Below are 20,173 nucleotides of genomic sequence, written 5' to 3'. Positions count from 1 at the left end.
ACCCGGCTCCGGCTGCAGCGCACGGAATCGCTGTCTTTTCGATCCCGCGATCTACCGAATCGTTCTGACCGATCAGCGCGGCTGCGGCCGCAGCCCCGCACCTTATCGCCGATCTCGAACTTTTGCGCCGGCACCTCGCGATAGAGCGTTGGTCGATCGTCGGCGTATCGTGGGGCACGACGCTTGCGCTCGCGTACGCGCAAGCCCATACGCATCGCGTAAGCGCGATCGTTCTGGCCGGCGTTACCACAACCTCGCGCCGCGAGGTGCAATGGATTACCAACGGCGTTGGACGTATCTTCCCAGCGGAGTGGGAACGCTTCGCTGCAGTTGCGCACGGCAATCCAGACCGCGAACTCCGCTTACCCGGCCTCTACAACGAACTTCTCTTTCACGAGGACGCCGCGGTGCGCGAACGAGCCGCGCGTGAGTGGTGCATCTGGGAAGACGCCCACGTTTCGCTGGCTCCCGGGTACGCCCCGAATCGGCGATTTGAAGATCCGGCCTTCCGCCTGCTCTTCGCGCGCCTCGTAACCCATTATTGGAAGCACGCAGCGTTTCTCGATGAAGATCAGCTGATCCGCAACCGCTACGATATCAGCAGTCCGCTCGAAACCGCATGGCGCCTTCACAAAGCGTGGCCGCCAGCGAGCTGCACGTCCTACACGACGCCGGACACGGCGGCAGCTCGATGCCCGCAACTCTGGTCGCCGCTATAAGTCGTCTGCCGGCCGGCCTCCAACCCCCGGCCTTAGGCTCTCCCCAGGAACGGGTCCCATAATTGATCTCTTATGATCCGGGACCTCGCACGCGCCGCAGCTATGCTCGCGGCAGTGTTGCCGCTTGCGATCTCGGCGCCGGCCGGGGCCGCGCCGCATTCCCCGCCGCCCCGGATGACCGTGCACCCCACACCCTCTCCGGCCCGGCCACCCACACCCAGGCCCCAAACTACCGCGAAGCCCGCGGAGAACTCGTCCGTCGACCCTCAGGTTCTTTCGCTCGCTAAGGAGTGGTTTCGCCGCTTCCAAATCGGCGACATCGATCGAACGCAGCTGAGCGACACCGTTAATAAGCAGCTCACGCTCGCGATAATCCGCCGCGAGGCCGCACAGCTGAAGCCGCTAGGCGACCCGTTGTCGATCACTTTCCTGCGCTCGTATCCGATCAGCGGCATGCTCGGATACGATTTTCAGTTGCAGTTTAAATCGGTACGAATTATCGAGATGATCGCCTTCGACGGCTCCGGCAAGATTGCCGGAATCGATTTCCTCACGCTCGTCCACAACTAAGGGCGCTCTTCGGCGCCGAGTGATCCAGCTCGCGGTTTCGAGCGTATTGCCCTTACATTTGACACCCGTCGCGCAGCTCATAGCTCCTTTGGGGCTTGAAAGGAATGTACGGACAATGAAAGGCTTGTTAATCGCGACCGTCGCCGGCGCTGGTATCGCCGCGATCTGCCTGACTATGGCCGTTTCCGCCGGCGCAGCCATAGCGCCCCTTGGGCGCAGTTACACTGGCAATTGGCCGCTGACCGTGAGCCACTCTAAGAACGCCAACGGCACGTACTGCCTGACGCTGACCGACGGCGGCTACCTTGGCTGGCGGCATAGCGGTGGGGCTTCCCTAGTTACATTTTACGGCAGCAAACTGACCGGCACATTCCAACTCATCGACCACACCCTCGTGGCAACGATCACGCAACCGGGGGAGGGCAGTCAGAACGCCGGGTTGGTGTTTGCGGCCCCGGACAGCGGCCATGGGACGATCGGCCGGCAGGGGGTCTACGAACAGGTCTACGGAGGGGGAGAGTTCGACTCGGGCGTGTTGATCGTGGGCATGAAGGGCGGTTGTTGAAACGCGCCGCATCTCTGAGTTCGGAAGGCCGCAATAGAACGTCTTCTTAGCTCGCCAATCGCGGTTCGGACTTCACGATTCTTGTCGCTAGCCAACTTGGTTACTGACGCCCTACGGTGGAAGGCAAGAGGCTGCGCCGCCGGCTCGAACTGAAAAAAAATTGCCCACCGGGAAATGGCTTCGGAGGAGGCTTCTCCGCTGAGCGCCTGTCCAATGCAGCTGCACGTTCGCCTTCTGGGACAATTCGACGCTACGCTCGATGGTCGCCAGTTGAGCAAGCTCGCCGCTGCACGTCTCCAAACGCTCTTCATTTATTTGCTGCTTCATGCCGGCGCTCCGCAGTCGCGTTCGCATCTCGCGTTCCTCTTCTGGCCGGATGCCGAGGAGTCGAATGCGCGAAATAATCTCCGGCAACTCCTTCACCAGCTTCGAGAAGCGCTGGGAGAAGCCCAAGGATTCTTGCGTACCACGGCGAGCTCCGTGCAATGGGAGTTCCGCGAGTCATGCCATGTCGATGCGATTGCATTCGAGGAAGTGCTCGCCACAGCCGAAGAGGCTAAAGCGATTGACGATGCGTCGCACCGGCAGGCCGCTTTAAAACGAGCCATCGATCTGTGCGCGGGACCGCTGGTGCCCAGCTGCTACGATGAGTGGATCTTTGCCGAACGCGACCGTCTGGCGCACAGATGCATTCAAGCCGTCCAACAACTCGTGCAGCTGATCGAATCGACGCGCGAATACAAGACGGCGTTGCCATACGTCAAGCACTGGATTAAGCACGATCCAACTGATGAAGAAGCCTACCGGTGCCTCATGCGCCTCTGCGCCCTTTGCAACGATCGAGCCGGGGCCTTGCACGTCTTCCGGGAGTGCTGCGAGGCACTCCAGCGCGAACTCGACACCGGGCCTAGCGAATCAACGCTTCGCCTGCACGAGCGTATCAAAGCGGAAGACCGAACCATTACTCGCGACACCGATCGACGGGATGCCCTCGTGTCCAGCCCGCCGCTGGTCGGCCGAGTCGACGAGTGGCGCGCACTTCGAACCGCGTGGGACTTGGCGGCCGCCGGAACTGCCCACTTTACGCTCGTAGCAGGCGAAGCCGGTATCGGCAAGTCGCGACTTGCCGCGGAGCTCGTCTCGTGGGCCGACCGCCTGGGCTTTGCTACGGCGAAAACGCGCTGTTATGCCGCGGAAGGGCGATTGCCGCTCGCTCCGGTGACGGAATGGCTGCGATGCGAAGCGCTTCGCCCGACCCTCGACAATCTCGATGATGTTTGGTTCACGGAAGTTACGCGAGTGGTGCCCGATCTCGCGAGCAGGCGGCGCGCGATACCGCAGGGGGGATTGGGTGAACGTCAGCGGCTCTTCGAAGGATTGGTACGCGCCGTCCTGGCTGCTCCGCAGCCGCTTCTTTTGGTCATCGACGACCTGCAGTGGTGCGATCCTGAAACGCTCCAGTGGCTGCACTTCCTGCTGCGCTTTAAGCCTGCGCCTTCGGTGCTCGTCGTCGGAACCGTTCGATCCGAGGAGTTGTCGAGGTCTCATCCATTTCGCGAGCTGCGACTGCGTCTCCAAGAGGAGTCGGCGCTTACAGAAATCACGCTCGAGGCGCTCGACGCCGCCGAAACCGCGGCACTTGCCGCTCAGGTGGCAAACCGCCCCTTCGACGTCGAAACGACCACGCGTCTCTTCCGCGAAACCGAGGGCAACCCGCTCTTCGTGGTCGAGATGCTCCGTAATAACGGCGGCCGTACTCTGGACGCGAGTGCCGACGGTTCCGGGCTGTCGCCGCGGGTCCAGGCCGTGATCGCAAGCCGGCTGGCCCAACTCTCACCGACCGCAAGAGAAGTCGTTTCCGCCGCGGCCACGGTGGCGCGCGCGTGCGAACTATCGATCCTCGCTCAAGCGCTAAAGTGCTCCGAGCATCAGCTCGTACCGGCGCTCGACGAGCTCTCGGAGAAGCGCATCCTCCGCGAGCAGACTCCGAACACCTATGACTTCACCCACGACAAGCTGCGCGAAGTCGCGTACGAGCAGATCAGCGCGCCGCAACGACGTTCGCTCCACCAAATCGTTGCGTGCGCACTCGAGGGTGCAAAGAGCTCCGATCTCGATCGTGTGAGCGGCCAAATTGCCGCTCATTTCGACCGCGCGGGACTAGTGGAGCGGGCAATTCCCTACTATATCCGCGCCGCCGCTGCAGCGCAATCCGTGTACGCCAATAGCGAGGCGCAGTCCCAGATCGAACGGGGACTCGCGCTGGTATCGACATTGCCCGAAAACTCGAATCGTGATGCTCGGGAACTCGAACTGCAACTCGTGCTCGCACCGATTTTCCGAGTGACGCGCGGCTGGACGACACCCGAACTCGAATCCGTGCTCGACCGAGCGCTCGCGCTGAGCGAAAAGATTGGAACTCCGGCCCAGCGCACCCAAGTACTCTACGGACTGCAGTCCCTCTATCTCGTGCAGGGCAAACACGAGCGCGCGCAACTCCTCACCGACGAGATCGCCGAACTCGTACAGCGGTCGCCGCGCGGCGAGCGCCAGCTCTCTGCCGTTGCCATGATGGTGGGAGCCCAACTGGTGCGGGGGCGGTTCCACGAAGCCATCGACGAGTGGGAGAGCCTCTTTCAAAATCTCGATCCTCGGCAGCTCCAGCACCTCCAGGATTCTCAAGGTTTGAACTACCGGATCATCTCGTCGGCATGGCAGTCGCATGCATTTTGGTGCGTGGGCCGGCCGCAGAAGGCTCTTGATCGGTGTCTTGAGGCCGTTGAGCTGGCGTTCGATCTGGGGCAGCCCTTCAACCAGGCACTAGCAGCCACGTACTTCGCATTGCTGCAACAGCTGCGCGCTGACGCCGTAGCCTTTCGACGGCAGGCCGAAGAAGCATTACGTCTGAGCACCCAATTCGCGGCTCCGTACTATGGCGCGTGGGCGTCGATCCTCGCCGCATATGCGAGGGCCTGCGATCGGCCACGGTCCGAGTCGATCTCGGAAGTCGAGGATGCTATCCAAGGATTCACCAGCACCGGCGCGCGGATAAGGTTGCCTTACTACCAAGCGCTGCTCGCAGACGTCTGTTTGCGGGCACACGAACCAGAGCTTGGCCTGCACGCGATCGAGACCGGGTTGGCCGCTGCGCGCGAGAGCAACGAGCGGTGGTGGGATGCCGAGTTGCACCGCTTGCGGGGCGAGCTCCTCGTCGCGCGCGGCGCCGGTGCCTCGGAAGGCGATGCAGCGTATCGGCGCGCGCTGGAAATAGCGAGGGCGCAAAAGGCGAAATCGTTCGAGCTGCGCGTAGTCACCAGCCTCGCGCGGCTCTGGCGCACATCGGTTCAGTCAACGGGGGCCAGGGAGCTGCTGGCGCGGACGCTGGATTCGTTCTCCGAAGGCTTCGACACCCCGGACCTTGCGGCGGCACGCAGCCTCTTGGCGGACGGCAGGTGAAAGCCGCGGCCTAACGATCGACTAACGCCGCATGCGCTAGTCTTCGCTATCTCCCACGCTGGACGTGAGAGAATCGAAAAGGAGACCGATCATGAAAGCTTCACATGCCGCACTGCTGCCTCTCGCATGCATTCTCGCCGTTGGCTCGTTGGGCGCGATGGCGGCGGGTCAACCAACGATCGTCATGCCAAATCAAGCGAAGTATGGTCCAGCGCCAAAGCCGTATCCGGCTGAGGCCAGGATGGCGGTTCTCTCCGGTGATCCCGGCAAGGCCGGGTCCCAGTACACCGTGCGTTTGGAACTGCCCAACGAGACGAAAATCGCCGCGCATACGCACGGCGACACGGAGAACGTTACGGTTATTCGCGGAACGCTCATGGTTGGCGTCGGCTCGTCGTTCAATAGTTCGAAGATGCTTGCGCTGACGCCCGGCTCGTATGTATCGATTCCGCCGGAAACGCCCCATTATGCTATGGCTAAAGGTGAAACGGTCGTACAGATTAACGGCATTGGGCCGGCGTCCACGACGCTCACGGGTCAATAGTCGAAGATGACTGCTACGAATCTCGAAGGACGACTTCCCGAGCTGCGCGCGAAATTGCGGGGCGAGCTGCTCACTCCGGCCGATGGGGGATACGAGCAGGCTCGAAAGGTTTACAACGGAATGATCGACCGCCATCCGGCAGCGATCGCCGTGTGCCTGGACGTAGCTGACGTGATCGCGGCGGTTGGATTTGCTCGCGATAATCGCTTGCCGCTCGCGGTGCGCGGCGGGGGCCACAACGGCCCCGGCCTCGGCGTATGCGACGATGGAGTCGTGGTCGACCTCTCGCGCATGAGGGGCATCCGCGTCGATCCCGAAAATCGGACGATTCGCGTGGAAGGCGGATGCGTTTGGGGCGACGTCGACCATGCTACGTACCCCTTCGGGCTAGCCGTGCCCAGCGGCTTCGTCTCCACTACCGGCGTCGGGGGACTCACCTTGGGCGGCGGAATCGGCTACCTCACTCGGCGATACGGGTTAACGATCGACAACCTGCTCAGTGTCGATATTGTCCTGGCCGACGGAAACCTCGTTCACGCGAGCACGGATGAAAACCCCGATCTCTTTTGGGCGGTTCGCGGCGGCGGGGGAAACTACGGTGTCGTCACGTCGTTTTTGTTCCGCGGCAACTCTCTCGGTACCGTGTACGGTGGTCCGATCTTTTGGCCGCTGGAGGATGGCGCAAACGTACTTCGCAAATGGCGAGACTTCATCTTGGAAGCACCCGAAGATCTCAATGGGTGGTTCGGATTCGTGACGGTGCCGCCGGCGCCGCCCTTTCCGCCCGAGCATCACTTGAAAAAGATGTGCGTGACGGTCTGGTGCTATACGGGCGGTCTTGCCGGCGCGGAGGCAGCTCTACGCCCCGTTCGAGCGTTCGCACCACCGATCATGGACTTTGCGGGCCCGATTCCTTTTCCAGCACTGCAGAGCATGTTCGATCCACTCTACCCTGCGGGCTTGCAATGGTACTGGAAGGCCGACTTCGTCCGCGATTTGACCGATAGTTCGGTGGATCTCCACGTGAAATATGCGCGGCTCCTTCCGAGCATGCATTCGACGATACATCTCTATCCCCTCAACGGTGCGGCGCACCGCACGGGGCGCGCCGACACAGCATTCAGCTTTCGAGACGCGAACTTTGCCGAGGTCATCGTTGGCGTCGATCCCGATCCCTCAAACAACGACCGGCTCATGCAGTGGGCAAGGGATTGTTGGCTAGAGCTCCATCCCTTTTCGGCCGGAGGCGCCTACGTAAACATGATAATGGACGAAGGCGAAGAGTTCGTCAAATCCGCGTATCGCGATAACTATCCACGTCTGGCGAACATAAAGGCGAAGTACGATCCCGGCAACTTGTTCTGCATCAACCAAAATATTAAGCCGTCGTAGGCGTCTCCTCAATGCCTGCGGGCTCGCCGAGCGATCGATCCCTTTCAGCCGAGAGGGAACGACATGCTCACCCGCGTCCCGGCGTCAACGGCGCTTTCGATGGCGATGGAACCGCCAATGCGTTCGACGGCGCGCTTGGCAATCGCAAGGCCAAGCCCCGATCCCTCGCCGCTGCTCCGCGCATTGCCTCGGTAGAAACGATCGAAGGCGTGTTCGACGTCTTGTTCGTTCATGCCCGGGCCGCGGTCGCTGACCCTCAGATCAACCCGGTCGGCGTTGCCCGTCACCTCCACCGCGATCGGCGCAGCCGGCGCGTACCGCACTGCGTTTTCGACAACGTTCTTGATCGCTTCGTAGAGTTCGGCTTCGTCCGCGGCAACGATCGCGGCTCGCGGCGGCGCGATCACCACGATCCTTCCTGGACCGGCAAGTGGGCCCAGTTCGTCGGCGGCGCGTCGAGCCAGCGCGCCGAGGTCCACGTGCTCCGTACGCGGCGCGGCCGGCCGCTCGAGGCGCGCGAGCAAGATCAGCTTATCGATCGAGAGGCGCATGCGCCGGCTCTCCGCCAGCATCGTCTCCTCGATGCGCGCGACGCTCTGCGGATCGCTGACGACGCCCTGCTGCAAGACTTCGAGATATCCCATGATGATCGTGAGCGGCGTTCGCAGCTCGTGGCCGGCGTCGGCGACGAACTGACGCATCTGCGCCTCGTTGCGCTCGCGCTGCGCAGTCGCGGTAGTGAGCCGATGCGCGACGTCGTTGTATGCAGCGGTAAGCGCGCGCAGATCGCTCTCCTGGAAGCGTAAGGGTTCGGGTGTGAAGTCACCGCCGGCGATGCGCCGCAAAGCCGCGGCGACGTCCTCGAGCGGCGCGACCGCCCGGCGCGCGATCGTACGACCAATCAGCCATGCCGCCAGGACGGCCAGGCCGCCGACCGGCAGAACGAATGCGAAGTAACGTTCGAGCAGGTGCGTGAATCCGCCGAGATCGGGCGCGATGACGACCGTTCCGCCGGAGACGTCGACCACGGATCCATGCAGGCCGAGAAGCCCCGCGGCCGCGCGGCTCAAGCGCCCCGGTTCGGGCGTTCGCCCACCGCCTTGCGCGAGGAGATGATGTCCGCCATCGTACACCAGCACGCGTACGCGAGAACCGCCGATTTCCTCCGCGAGCGCCGGCGCGTACGCCGGCAAAGCTTCGTTTTTGCGCTCGTACGCTGCCGCGCGAAGCGTTGCCCGCTGCGCCGCCGAGCCGATCGATTCATTCAACGACCCGGCGTACAGCAAGAACGCCAGCAGGCTCGTCGTCGCCACGACCAAGACGATCAAAGCGACGGCCTGTACGACGTAGCCGCGCGTGAGACGCGAGGCAAACGGCGAGAAGAGCTCAGGCACGCAGTGTGTACCCCGCTCCGCGAACCGTCTGGATCAGCGGACGGTCAAAACCCTCGTCGACCTTGCCGCGCAAATAGGAAATGTATCGCTCGACCGCTCCGGTGCCGACGTCGGCCTCGCTCCAAACGGCGTCGAGCAGCTCCTCACGCGTAAAGACGCGTCGCGGCCGCTGCAGGAGCGTAACGAGCAGCGCGTACTCCAGCGGCGACAGGTCGAGCCGGCGTCCATCCCGCTCGACGACGTGCTCGCCGAGGTCGACGCTCAGTCCTTCATATTCCAAAACCGAACGCGACTCGAGATGCGGGCGCCGCAGCTTCGCTTCGACGTGCGCGATCAGTTCCGAGATTTCGAACGGCTTGCTCAAATAGTCGTCCGCGCCGTGCGCGAGCCCCTCGACCTTATCTTCGACTTCGCCGCGCGCGCTTAGCATGACGACCGGAGCATCGGTGATACGCCGAAGCATCGGCAGCAACTCGATTCCGCTGGCCTTGGGCATCATGACGTCGAGCACGATCAGGTCGGGCGCCCATTCGCGCACGAGCTGGAGCCCGGCGGCACCGTCGGCGGCACAGCGAACCGTGTAGCTGTGGTGGCCGAGCGCCAGCGAGAGCAGTTCGCGGATGTGCGGCTCGTCATCGATGACGGCGATACGTGCGTTCACTCGAATCGCAGGGCCTCGATCGGGTTGAGCTGTGCCGCCTGCCGTGCAGGATAATAGCCGAAGAAGATGCCGACCATGGCCGAGAAGGCTACCGATGCAAGGATCCACTGCGGCGGAATCGTCATCGGCCACTGGGTCAACAGCCCGACGCCGAGTGCGCCGATCACGCCGGCGACGATTCCGATGATGCCGCCGATGGTCGAGAGGACGATCGATTCGGTCAAGAACTGCCGCAGGATCGTCGCACCTCGGGCGCCGACCGACATGCGCAGGCCGATTTCGCGCGTGCGCTCCGTTACCGAGACGAGCATGATGTTCATGATGCCGATTCCGCCGACGATCAGCGACACCGCCGCGACGCCCGCCAGCAGCAGCTCCATCACCGTCCCCGTCTGCGATGCGGCCTGCGCGATCGACTGCAGATTGCGCACCTGAAAGTCATCGGTCAGCGGCGGCACGATCCGATGGCGCCGTTCCAGCAGCTGCGTTACGCTTTGCTGCACCGAGTCGATGTCCGCGGCACTCGCGGCCGAGACCATCAGCGAGTTGACGGTGGTGAGCCCCGTCAGCCGTTCCATCGCGGAAGTATAGGGAATCAGGACGGTGTCGTCCTGGTCTTGCCCAAGGCCGCTCTGGCCCAGCGCCGCCAACGTGCCGATGACGGTAAACGGTGCGCCCTTAATGATGACGGTTTGGCCGATCGGCGAGCCGCCCTGCGGAAAGAGCTGCCCAACGACGCTCTGCCCGAGCACCGCGACCTTGGCCGCCGACGCGACGTCGCTCTCGCTGATAAAGCGGCCGTCGGCCAGCGGCCACGAGCGAATGAAGGTATACGACGGCGCGACGCCGGCGATCGTCGTTTGCCAGTTGTTCTCACCGGCCACGACCTGCGTGCGCACCGAAGCCGTCGGCGAGACTGCGGCGACGCCCGGCAGTTTGGCCAGGGCCAGCCCGTCGGCGGGCGTCAGCGTCGATGCGCCGCCGAAACCGGTGCGCGCACCGGTTTGCGTGACGCTTCCGGGCTGCACGACGATGAGATTCGAGCCGAGGCTATTGATGCTCTGCTGCACCGAGGTGCGCGCGCCGGCGCCGATTGCGACCGTGACGATCACCGCGGCGACGCCGATGACGATGCCGAGCATCGTGAGCATCGATCTCGCTTTATTGCGAACCAGCGCTGCTAGAGCGAGCGCGAGGGTGGCTTGGAGTGTCATGCCGCTTGCCTTTCGTTTACTTCGTCGCTGGTGATGAGGCCGTCGCGGAAGGTGACGATGCGGCGCGCATAAGCGGCGACCTCGGGTTCGTGCGTCACGAGCATGATCGTGATTCCTTGCTCCGCATTGAGGTGCGAGAAGAGCCGCATCACATCTTGCGAGCTCTTCGTATCGAGCGCCCCCGTCGGTTCGTCGGCGAGGATCAGCCCGGGATTGTTGACCAGCGAACGCGCGATGGCGACCCGCTGCTGCTGGCCGCCGGACATCTGATTGGGATGATGGCCGGCCAGCTGCGCGATGCCAACGAGTTCCAGTTTAGCCGTCGCGATACGGCGGCGCTCGGCTTCGTGGGCGCCGGCGTAGACCATCGGCAGCTCCACGTTCTCGATGGCACTCGTGCGCGGCAGCAGGTTGTACGCTTGAAAAACGAAGCCCAGGCGGCTGCCGCGGATATCGGCGCGCTCGTCGGCCCCGAGGCCCGAGACGTCGGTGCCTTCGAAGCGGTACGTGCCTGCCGTCGGCGTGTCGAGAAGCCCGACAACGTGCATGAAGGTCGACTTTCCCGAGCCCGAAGGCCCCATGACGGCGACGAACTCGCCGGGCTCGAGACGCAGATCGACGCCCCGCAGTGCGTGCACCCGCTCGCCGCCGAGTGCGTATTCCTTGCGCAGACCGTTGACTTCGACGACGGCGTTCATCAGTGTATCCCTCGCACCGCGCTGCGCACCGGTGAGCCGCCCATCGGGGAACTGCTGCCGGTCCGCGGGCCGCGCTGGTTTGTCGCCCAGCCGGTGACGACCCGATCGCCGTCGGCGAGCGTATCCGTGCCGAGCGGCAGCACCGCCGCGAGCGTTCCATTGCTCAACGCGACTTTCACGTGAATGGGCGTCGGTCTGCCGGCACGATCGACCGTGAGCGTTGCGGCGGAGCCGGCCGAGACACCGCTCGTAGCCGAGCCGCTGACGCTTCCCCACGGCGTGGACGATCCTGTCGCCGCGGTGTGCAGCGCGCCTACCGGCACGGTCAGTGCGTCGGGTGCGTTCGCGACAGCAATCGTCGCATTTGCGGTCATGCCGGGCAGCAGTTCTCCGCCGGTATTACCTGCGTAGACCACGACGTCGTAGGTGACGACGTTGTTGAGCGTCTGCGGGTTGATGCGAACCTGAGCGACCGTACCGTGGAAGGTTTTGTTCGGGTAGGCAAGGACCGAAAAGTTCACCTGGTCTCGAGCCTTGACTCCCCCGATATCAGGTTCGCCAACGTTGATATCGACTTCCATTTTCGCCAGGTTCTGCGCGATCGAAAAGAGTGTCGGCGTCTGCAGGGACGCGGCGACGGTCTGACCGACCGACACGTCGCGGGCGACGACGGTTCCGTCGACCGGCGAGGTAATGACCGCGTGCTGCAGGTTGAGCTCGTCTTGCCGCACGACCGCTTGGGCCGCGAGCACGTTTGCCTGCGCGGCCTGGACGCTCGCGGCTTGACCGTTCGCCGTCGACGACTGTTCGTTGACCGTTGCGGCGCCGGCCATCACTTGCGCCTGCGCCTGCGCGACCGCGGCCTGCGCTGCGGCGACGTCACTCTGATCCTGCGCGACGCCGGCGCGATCGGCATCGACTGCACTCTGTGCGACGTATCCCTGCGCGAGCAGCGCGGCGTCACGGCTTTCGGTTTTCTGGGCGAGCGTCAGCGCCGCTTGGGTTTTGCCGACGTTTGCCTTCGCCGACGCCATCGCGGCGGCTTCGGCCGCGTCGTTTGCGTTTGCGACCGCAATACCGGAAGCAGCGCTGCTGGCACTGCCGGCGGCCGCAGAGACTTGAGCCTGCGCTTGCGCGACGGCGGCGCGCGCTTGATCGAGCTGCGCCGCAAGGGTGCTCGTGTCGAGACGCGCCAGCACTTGTCCTTGCTCGACCTTCGTGTTGTAGTCGGCGTCGATCGAAGCGATCGTCCCGGATACCTGTGTACCGACCGAAATGAGGTTCTGCGGATTGACGGTGCCGGAAGCGGTTATCGATTGGACGAGGGTCTGCGTCACGACGGGCGCGGTGATCATTTGCGCGTGCGAGCGGGAATGCAGAACGGCCCAAAGCGCGAGCCCGGCGAGCAGCACGCCCGCCGCCGGCAGGAGCCAACGCGGCAGCCGTGCGATGGCGCCGGAGAGTCCTCCGAGGCCGTTGGGGCGAGGAATCGTGATTGACGACATCATGGATCAACTCTAATGGGGACACCTGACAACCAGTGGAGAGTCTGCCGCCTTCGCTTAAACGCAGATTAGGGCCGCGATCGACGACGTCGCGTAGACTTGGGCGTCCTGACCGCTAAAGCGTCGCGCTTAATTCGAAGCGCCAACCGTTTCGCCGGTGGCGCGCCGCACGGCCGCCCGCGCGAGAAGCCTCGTCGAGTCGAGCACCGGCACGGCGGAATTCGAGTCGTCGAGCACGAGCGGGAGTTCCGTGCACCCGAGCACGACCGCGTCGCAGCCGGCGGCTTCGAAGTGCTCCGTCACACCGATGAGTTCGTCGGCCGATTTGAGATGGAACTCGCCTCGCACGAGCTCCTCCAGAATGATCCGATTGACGGTCGCGCGATCCGCTGCGTCGGGGCGCAGATACTCCAAGCCGACGGCCGAAAAGGCGCTGGGATAGACCGGACCGTCGACCAGCCAGCGCGTCCCCATCAGGCCGATCCGCGAAAAACCGCGCTGCAGCGCCTCGTCGCGCACGACTTCGGCGATGTGCAGCCACGGCAGCTCGGTTCGGCTCGCCGCCTCCGGCTGCACTTCGTGAATCGTGTTATCCGGGCAGATCAGGAAATCGGCACCGGCGGCCGCGAGTTTCTCCGCGGACCCCACCATGAGGTCTGCGACGCCGCCCCAATTGCCCGCCTCCAGACACTCGACGTAGTCGCCGAACGAGTACGAGTGCAGGGAGACTTCCGGATGCGCGTGTCCGCCGAGGTGCTGCGCGCCCATGGCGCAGATCGTGCGGTAGCAGAGCGCGGCGCCCTCGTGCGAACAGCCGACGATCCCGATGTGCTTCACGCCGCGTCTCCCGTTGCCACGATGCCCAGCGACTCCACCATCAGCACGACCGACTTGTGCGGCGAGCGCGGCCGGTGGATCGTGCCTTTGGGGATGGTGAAGCCTTGGTGCCGCTGCAGCACGACCGAGTCGTGCCCTTCGATATCGAGCGTAAACTCGCCGTCGAGCACGAGGAAGAACTCGTCTTGCTCGATATGCTTGTGCCACGGAAAATCACCTTCGAAGATTCCCAAACGGATGACCGCGTCGTTGACCGTCGTCAGCGTCTGATTGAACCAGGGCGCGTTGGCGGCAACCTCGGCCGGGATATCGACCAGGCGCAGCATTCCGTACTTGACGTCTTCGTTATTGTGAAAGTTCGCGGGCAACGCTTCGTGCACGGCTTCAGGCTCCTTTTCACAACGAGTATAGCCTAGCGTGCGAAGCGCGTGTCAACCGTCTTCGAAGTCTCAAATATTCTCACAGCCGCAGGCGGCCGAGCTCAGAGGCAGGCTCGCAGCACGAGCGTCAGCAGCAGCAGCACCGCGCAAAATTGTACCGTTGCGATCGCCGCTCGGCGCGCTTTCCTCGCGCTTGTATCGTCGAGCGGAGCCTCGCTCCAGGAGGACGACGCCGCGCCGTACAGGCCCGACCCTTTCGCGCGAACGGTGCCGTCGTCGGTAACCGCGATACCGGAAGCGGCGGCGATGGCGCTCGCGACTTCGTCCAGCGGCAGCGTGCTCGCGTTTCCCAGCGTGTTGCTGAACAGACCGATCCGTTCGCCTTCGGCCGTCACGATCGACAACGCGTCGCGCATCGTGGAAAAACCCAGCGTCGTGAATATCTCAGAGCGTCGTTCGACGGCGCGGATATCCGACAGCGGCAGCCGGACCTCGCGGAAGTGCGGCACCAAGAGCCGGCTGTGTCCCGCGATCACCCTCGCCTCGAGCGTCGCCGCGCCGAGGGTGACGCGAGTTCGCACGGCGGCGACCAAGCCGAAGGTCGCGAAGAGACCGAACCCCGTGGTCACGACCCCGGTGAGAAGCACCATCCACTCGCCGCTCCGGTCTGCGCTGTATGCGTACGGCAGACCGAAGAGCAGCGCCGAGATCCCGAACATGAAGACTGCTAAGAATCCCAGCGCGATCCGCGTTGCGAGGCTGAACCTCCACGTCCGGTCCGCGCCGATCGGCGACATCGCAGCGGTGCCGGCTAGTAGTCGACGCCGCGCAGCAGATCGGCTGCAGGTACCTTCTGATAGTTCGAGTTCGCTTCAACGAGTGTGTCGGCGAAGCCGGCGCCGATGGTGCTGTGCTCGCCGGTTTGCGTGTTGACGACGACCGCCCGATCGAGCGAGTAGTTCTCCATCGCGACGGCCTGTCGGTGCATGCCCTCTTGAGCCGCGCGATCGCTCGCCAGCGCCTCGTCGGTTCGCTCTTGACGCGCCGCATCGGCCGCTCTGTCGTTAGCGATATCGGCTTCGAACATCTTCTGGAAGCTCTGGCGAATCGCGTCTTCTTGCGCGGCTACCGCGCCGAAGTTGATGCGGACGCTATTGAGAACCGCATTTGCCGTCTCGGCCTGGCGTGCGACCTGCGACTCATTCACGAAGATATGGCTGTCCGACAGCCCCCACAAGCCATTCGGATTCGGCGGCAGCACGAACGCGTGCGCGATGAAGTGGATCGTCTTCGCCCCGCTGCCCAGCGTACCGGTGATGTCGGCGGCCGACGGACCCGCCGGTGTCGAGCGAATCACGTGAATCTGCGCCTGCAATCCACGCTGCTGGGCCAGCGCCTTGTACATGGCAACCCAAGATTGAACCGGATCGCCCGTATAGGGCAGCACGGCGCCGTGCAAATTCTCGCGCGCCAGCGGCGAGGCCGTGCGCAGGAACATTTGCGCGCGCGGGTTCGAGGGATCGATCCCCGTGAAATGCATGTTGTAGGAGACCTGCGCGCCGCCGCCGGGCCCGCTCGCCATCGCGCTCCCGCCGCCGGCGTTGAGCGTCCAGTCAGCGGGAATGCTGATGCTGCCGGTTCCGTCGGTGAAGGGGTGGGGGATCAGTTGTTCGGGCGGAGCGAGCCGTTTGGCTCCGGTAGAGGCGTTCGGTGACCCGGGCGCGGTCATTCCCTGGAGCCGGCGCATCATCGGCCCGATCGTCGTGTGAAAACGAGCGGACGTATCGTACAGCGCGGCGCCGGCGGTCTGCGCACCAGCGTTGGCGGTGACGATCGCCACCCCGGTGTACGGCGTGCCGTTGCGAGCGGCGGTGAAGAGCAGCGCCAGCGAGTGATCGCGGGAGTCTACGGCGACTTGCGCGATCGTCGGCCGCGCGCCGAGGTCTGCATGCACGCGCCTCATGAGCGTCGCGGTCGCGGCGGACAACGACGAACTCCCCAGGGTCCCGGTGAGGACCGCGCCGCCGCCGGGGTTTGCCGTGGTCTGGAAACTGCCGCTCGTCGTCGCCGACGCCGGGAGCCGGGAACTGAGGCCCCACAGGATGCATCCAACGAGGGCCGCGATCAGGAATCGAAAGTACACGTTCATTGCAAGCCAGTATAGCGGCCATTTTGCGACGTGTGCATGGGGAGTAAACCCTACGAAAAAGGCCCCGCGGATGAACGCGGGGCCTTCGAGGGTGGGCGGTGGAAGCTTTAGAGGTCTTCCGGGTTGATGCCCTTGAGCCGGTCGTACTGCGTCTTCGTCGGGGACGCGTGCGGGTTGGCGTGGTCCGGGTACTCGCCTTCGTACTGCACGGTGAGCGGTTCGCGATTGCGCTCGTAAGCGCTCACGAGCCGGCTCATACCGTCGCCGTTGGTGCCCATCACTTCGGCGAGCGCCGCTTCGTCGGCGGTCATCGTCGCAAAGGGCATCTCGAACTCGTGACGCGGACGCCCGTCCTCGTCAACGTCCTGGCCCTCGGGCACGATGTCGACGTTGCGATACCGCGACATTCCCGTACCGGCGGGGATCAGTTTGCCGATGATGACGTTCTCCTTGAGCCCGAGCAGCGGATCGTATTTGCCCTTGATCGCCGCATCGGTGAGCACGCGCGTCGTCTCTTGGAAGCTCGCGGCCGAGAGGAACGACTCCGTCGCCAGCGACGCCTTGGTGACGCCGAGCAGCACCGGATTCGCGGTCGCCAGCTCTTTGCCGGCGGCCTTCATCCGTTCGTTGGCCTCGTGGAACGCCGCCGCTTCGACCAGCTGGCCCGGCAGCAGCGTCGTGTCGCCGCCTTCGACGATCTTGACCTTGCGCAGCATCGAGCGAACGATCACTTCGATGTGCTTGTCGTTGATGTCGACGCCCTGCGAACGATAGACCTTCTGCACTTCCTGAACCAGGTAGTTTTGCAGCGCGGTCTCGCCCTTGACGCGCAGGATGTCGTGCGGGTTGAGCGAGCCTTCGTTGAGCTGGTCGCCCGGCTCGATCGCCTGGCCCTCCTGCACCATCATGTGCGTGCCCGGCGGGATCTCGTACTCGTGCTCTTCGCCGTGCGAATCGGTGATGTAGATGATTCTCTTGTTCTTCTCGTCACCGAACCGGATCGTGCCGCCGACCTCGACGATCGTCGCCTGACCCTTGGGTTTACGCGCTTCGAAGATTTCCTCGACACGCGGGAGACCCGTGATGATGTCTTCGGTCGCGACGCCGCCGGTGTGGAATGTTCGCAGCGTCAGCTGCGTACCCGGTTCACCGATCGACTGCGCCGCGATGATGCCGACGGCCGTGCCGATATCGGCGCGGTTGCCCGCCGCCAGATCGCGACCGTAGCACATCGAGCAGACGCCGTACTTCGACTGACAGGTCAGCACCGAGCGAATCTTCACTTCGGTGATGCCGTTGTCGATGAGCGCCTTGGCCTTCTCTTCGTCGATCTCGGCGTCGCGCGTGACGATCGCCGTCGTCGGACGCTTTGGATCGATGCGAACCTCTTCGGCCGCGCGGCGGCCGATGATCCGGTCGATGAGCGGCTCGATGACCTCCTTGCCCGCGCGGATATCGCTGACGACGATCCCGTTGGCCGTGCCGCAATCTTCCTCGCGGACAATGACGTCTTGCGCGACGTCGACGAGACGGCGCGTCAAGTAACCGGAGTCGGCCGTACGCAGCGCGGTGTCGGCAAGACCCTTGCGCGCGCCGTGCGTCGAGATGAAGTACTCAAGGACCGTTAGGCCTTCTTTGAGCGACGCCTTAACGGGGATCTCGAGAATCCGGCCCGACGGGTCGGACATCAAGCCGCGCATGCCGCCGAGCTGTTTGACCTGCGCGATCGAACCGCGCGCACCCGAGGTCGCCATCATGAAGACCGGGTTGAGTGGATTCTGCGAGGCCTGCATGGCGCTCGTAACCTCGTCAGAGGCCTTCGACCAGATGTCGATGGTCTTGTTGTACCGCTCGTCTTCGGAGATGAAGCCTTGCTCGTACAGACGATGCAGCTCGTCGACTTCGTCCTGCGCCGCACCGACGATCTCGTACTTGCTCTCCGGCACCACGACGTCGTTGATCGAGACCGTCGTTCCCGAGAGCGTGGCGTAGTGGAAGCCGAGTTCCTTGATCGCGTCGAGGAAGCGCGCCGTTTCGGCATTGCCGTAGCGGCGATAGCAGTCCGTGATCGTCTTCTTCAGGCCGCCCTTATCGATGATGCGGTTGACGAACTCGTGGTTCCACCGGTCCGGGAAAGCCATGTTGAAGATAGAGCGCCCAACGGTCGTCTTGATCAGCTCGCCCTTCCAGCGCACGTAGATCCACTCTTGCAGGCTGATCTGCTTGGTCTCGTACGCCGTGATGGCTTCTTTCGCGTCGAAGAATGTCGGAAGCGCGCCGGGGACGTCGCCGTCGGGAGCGTTCCTCTTCCTCGGCCGAGTGATCTGCTCGGTTTCGTCGGTCATCGCGGCCTTCGCGGGACCGGCATACTGATCGCGTTGGAACGTGAGGTAGTAGAGTCCGAGCACCATGTCTTGTGTCGGAATCGAGACCGGGTTGCCGTACGCCGGCAGCAGGATGTTGTTCGAGGAGAGCATCAGGATGCGCGCCTCGGCCTGCGCGCCTGCCGAGAGCGGCAAGTGCACCGCCATCTGGTCGCCGTCGAAGTCGGCGTTGTACGGCGTGCAGACCAGCGGATGCAGGTGAATCGCCTTACCCTCGACGAGCACCGGCTCGAAGGCTTGAATGCCTAAGCGATGGAGCGTTGGCGCGCGGTTGAGCAGCACCGGATGCTCCTTGATCACTTCTTCGAGCACGTCCCAGACTTCCGGGCGTACCCGCTCGACCATGCGCTTCGCGCTCTTGATGTTGTGCGCGAGCCCGCGGTCGACGAGCTTCTTCATCACGAACGGCTTGAAGAGTTCGAGCGCCATCTCTTTGGGCAGACCGCACTGGTGCAGCTTGAGCGAGGGTCCGACGACGATGACCGAACGGCCCGAGTAGTCGACGCGCTTGCCGAGCAGGTTCTGCCGGAAGCGGCCCTGCTTACCCTTGAGAATATCCGAGAGCGACTTGAGCGGACGATTGTTAGGCCCGGTAACCGGACGCCCACGACGCCCGTTATCGATCAGCGCATCGACCGCTTCTTGCAGCATGCGCTTTTCGTTCTTGATGATGATCTCGGGCGCGTTGAGTTCGAGCAGCCGCTTGAGGCGGTTGTTGCGATTGATCACGCGCCGGTAGAGGTCGTTGAGATCCGAGGTTGCAAAGCGGCCGCCGTCGAGCTGAACCATCGGGCGCAGCTCCGGCGCGATAACCGGCACCGCAGCGAGCACCATCCACTCGGGACGGTTGCCGCTGTTCAAAAAAGCTTCGACGACCTCCAGCCGCTTGATCGCCTTGAGGCGCTTCTGGCCGCTGGTCTCCTTGAATTCTTTGCGCAGATCTTCTTGGATCTTACGCAGGTTGAGGTCGCGCAGCAGCTCGCGGATCGCCTCGGCGCCCATGCCCGCTTTGAAGCGGTTGCCGAATTTGTCGCGCGCTTCGCGATACTTCTGCTCGGAAAGGACCTCACGCTTGGTCAGCGTCGTGTCGCCCGGATCGATGACGACGTAGGCCGCGAAGTAGATGACCTTCTCGAGCTGGCGCGGCGACATGTCGAGCAGGATGCCGATGCGGCTCGGTACGCCCTTAAGATACCAGATGTGACTGACCGGCGTCGCGAGCTCGATGTGGCCCATCCGCTCGCGGCGCACCTTGGCGCGGGTGATCTCGACGCCGCAGCGGTCGCAGATCATCCCTTTAAAGCGGATGCGCTTGTACTTGCCGCAGTGGCATTCCCAGTCTTTGGTCGGGCCGAAGATCTTCTCGCAAAAGAGGCCGTCGCGCTCGGGCTTGAGCGTACGGTAATTGATGGTCTCGGGCTTTTTGACTTCTCCGAACGACCACGCGCGAATTTGCTCCGGCGACGCCAGGCCGATGCGCATTGCGTCGAAGTTGTTGACGTCAATTAGGTTCAAAGGATGGAACTCCAGCGGGCCCACGGCGCCGGCGCTTACGCAGGGAAGGCCAGACCCACGTCGTCACGTAGGGGCTCCCACCGTCGCTCCTGGCGCGGGGCACAGAGGGGCATTATATCACGGGACGTCTACCAATGTCACCTCCGAGCTGCCGTGGGGTGCCGTGTCACCCTGAGCCTGTCGAAGGGCG

At 63.8% G+C, this 20,173-nt stretch carries 15 protein-coding genes and 1 pseudogene; 6 read left to right on the top strand and 10 right to left on the bottom strand.

Features of this window, described 5'->3' with window-relative positions; translation table 11 throughout:
• Positions 1–71: 71 nt before the first annotated feature.
• The 6 genes from VGG51_03315 to VGG51_03290 all read left to right on the top strand — a co-directional run bounded on the left by VGG51_03315 (position 72) and on the right by VGG51_03290 (position 7,246).
• Positions 72–719, top strand: coding sequence for an alpha/beta fold hydrolase (locus tag VGG51_03315; GenBank protein HEY1882055.1), 648 nt, complete (start codon positions 72–74; stop codon positions 717–719).
• Between the two features lie 72 nt (positions 720–791).
• Positions 792–1,289, top strand: a complete 498-nt coding sequence (locus VGG51_03310) for a hypothetical protein (GenBank protein HEY1882054.1) — start codon at positions 792–794, stop codon at positions 1,287–1,289.
• A gap of 244 nt (positions 1,290–1,533) precedes the next feature.
• Positions 1,534–1,854, top strand: coding sequence for a hypothetical protein (locus VGG51_03305; GenBank protein HEY1882053.1), 321 nt, complete (start codon positions 1,534–1,536; stop codon positions 1,852–1,854).
• Between the two features lie 213 nt (positions 1,855–2,067).
• Positions 2,068–5,310, top strand: a complete 3,243-nt coding sequence (locus VGG51_03300; protein HEY1882052.1) for an AAA family ATPase — start codon at positions 2,068–2,070, stop codon at positions 5,308–5,310.
• Positions 5,311–5,401: 91 nt separating this feature from the next.
• Positions 5,402–5,854 (top strand): cupin domain-containing protein, encoded by a 453-nt coding sequence (locus VGG51_03295; GenBank protein ID HEY1882051.1) that lies wholly within the window; start codon positions 5,402–5,404, stop codon positions 5,852–5,854.
• A gap of 6 nt (positions 5,855–5,860) precedes the next feature.
• A complete protein-coding gene (locus VGG51_03290; protein ID HEY1882050.1) occupies positions 5,861–7,246 on the top strand; it encodes an FAD-binding oxidoreductase in 1,386 nt (461 codons plus the stop codon).
• Positions 7,247–7,290: 44 nt separating this feature from the next.
• Here the strand turns inward: VGG51_03290 and VGG51_03285 are convergent, their stop codons facing one another.
• The 10 genes and pseudogenes from VGG51_03285 to rpoC all read right to left on the bottom strand — a co-directional run bounded on the left by VGG51_03285 (position 7,291) and on the right by rpoC (position 19,950).
• Positions 7,291–8,640, bottom strand: a complete 1,350-nt coding sequence (locus VGG51_03285) for a HAMP domain-containing sensor histidine kinase (protein ID HEY1882049.1) — start codon at positions 8,638–8,640, stop codon at positions 7,291–7,293.
• Positions 8,633–9,301, bottom strand: a complete 669-nt coding sequence (locus tag VGG51_03280; protein ID HEY1882048.1) for a response regulator transcription factor — start codon at positions 9,299–9,301, stop codon at positions 8,633–8,635. The genes VGG51_03285 and VGG51_03280 overlap by 8 nt, the downstream gene beginning before the upstream one ends.
• Positions 9,298–10,515, bottom strand: coding sequence for an ABC transporter permease (locus VGG51_03275; protein HEY1882047.1), 1,218 nt, complete (start codon positions 10,513–10,515; stop codon positions 9,298–9,300). The genes VGG51_03280 and VGG51_03275 overlap by 4 nt, the downstream gene beginning before the upstream one ends.
• Positions 10,512–11,213 (bottom strand): ABC transporter ATP-binding protein, encoded by a 702-nt coding sequence (locus VGG51_03270; protein ID HEY1882046.1) that lies wholly within the window; start codon positions 11,211–11,213, stop codon positions 10,512–10,514. The genes VGG51_03275 and VGG51_03270 overlap by 4 nt, the downstream gene beginning before the upstream one ends.
• Positions 11,213–12,721, bottom strand: coding sequence for an efflux RND transporter periplasmic adaptor subunit (locus tag VGG51_03265; GenBank protein HEY1882045.1), 1,509 nt, complete (start codon positions 12,719–12,721; stop codon positions 11,213–11,215). Before VGG51_03265 ends, VGG51_03270 begins: the two co-directional genes overlap by 1 nt.
• A gap of 126 nt (positions 12,722–12,847) precedes the next feature.
• Positions 12,848–13,555 (bottom strand): amino acid racemase, encoded by a 708-nt coding sequence (locus tag VGG51_03260; GenBank protein ID HEY1882044.1) that lies wholly within the window; start codon positions 13,553–13,555, stop codon positions 12,848–12,850.
• Positions 13,552–13,935, bottom strand: a complete 384-nt coding sequence (locus tag VGG51_03255) for a cupin domain-containing protein (protein ID HEY1882043.1) — start codon at positions 13,933–13,935, stop codon at positions 13,552–13,554. Before VGG51_03255 ends, VGG51_03260 begins: the two co-directional genes overlap by 4 nt.
• 101 nt (positions 13,936–14,036) lie before the next feature.
• Entirely contained in the window at positions 14,037–14,732 is a 696-nt protein-coding gene (locus VGG51_03250; GenBank protein ID HEY1882042.1) for a hypothetical protein, read from the bottom strand.
• A 14-nt stretch (positions 14,733–14,746) separates the two neighbouring features.
• Positions 14,747–16,084 (bottom strand): hypothetical protein, encoded by a 1,338-nt coding sequence (locus tag VGG51_03245; protein ID HEY1882041.1) that lies wholly within the window; start codon positions 16,082–16,084, stop codon positions 14,747–14,749.
• A gap of 386 nt (positions 16,085–16,470) precedes the next feature.
• A pseudogene (rpoC, locus tag VGG51_03240) lies at positions 16,471–19,950 on the bottom strand (DNA-directed RNA polymerase subunit beta').
• Between the last annotated feature and the right edge of the window lie 223 nt (positions 19,951–20,173).

Origin of the sequence: Candidatus Cybelea sp., assembly GCA_036489315.1 — a bacterium.
Classification (GTDB): Bacteria; Vulcanimicrobiota; Vulcanimicrobiia; order Vulcanimicrobiales; family Vulcanimicrobiaceae; genus Cybelea.
Note: the sequence above shows the minus strand (reverse complement) of the source record. Positions and strands in the feature narration are given on the sequence as shown.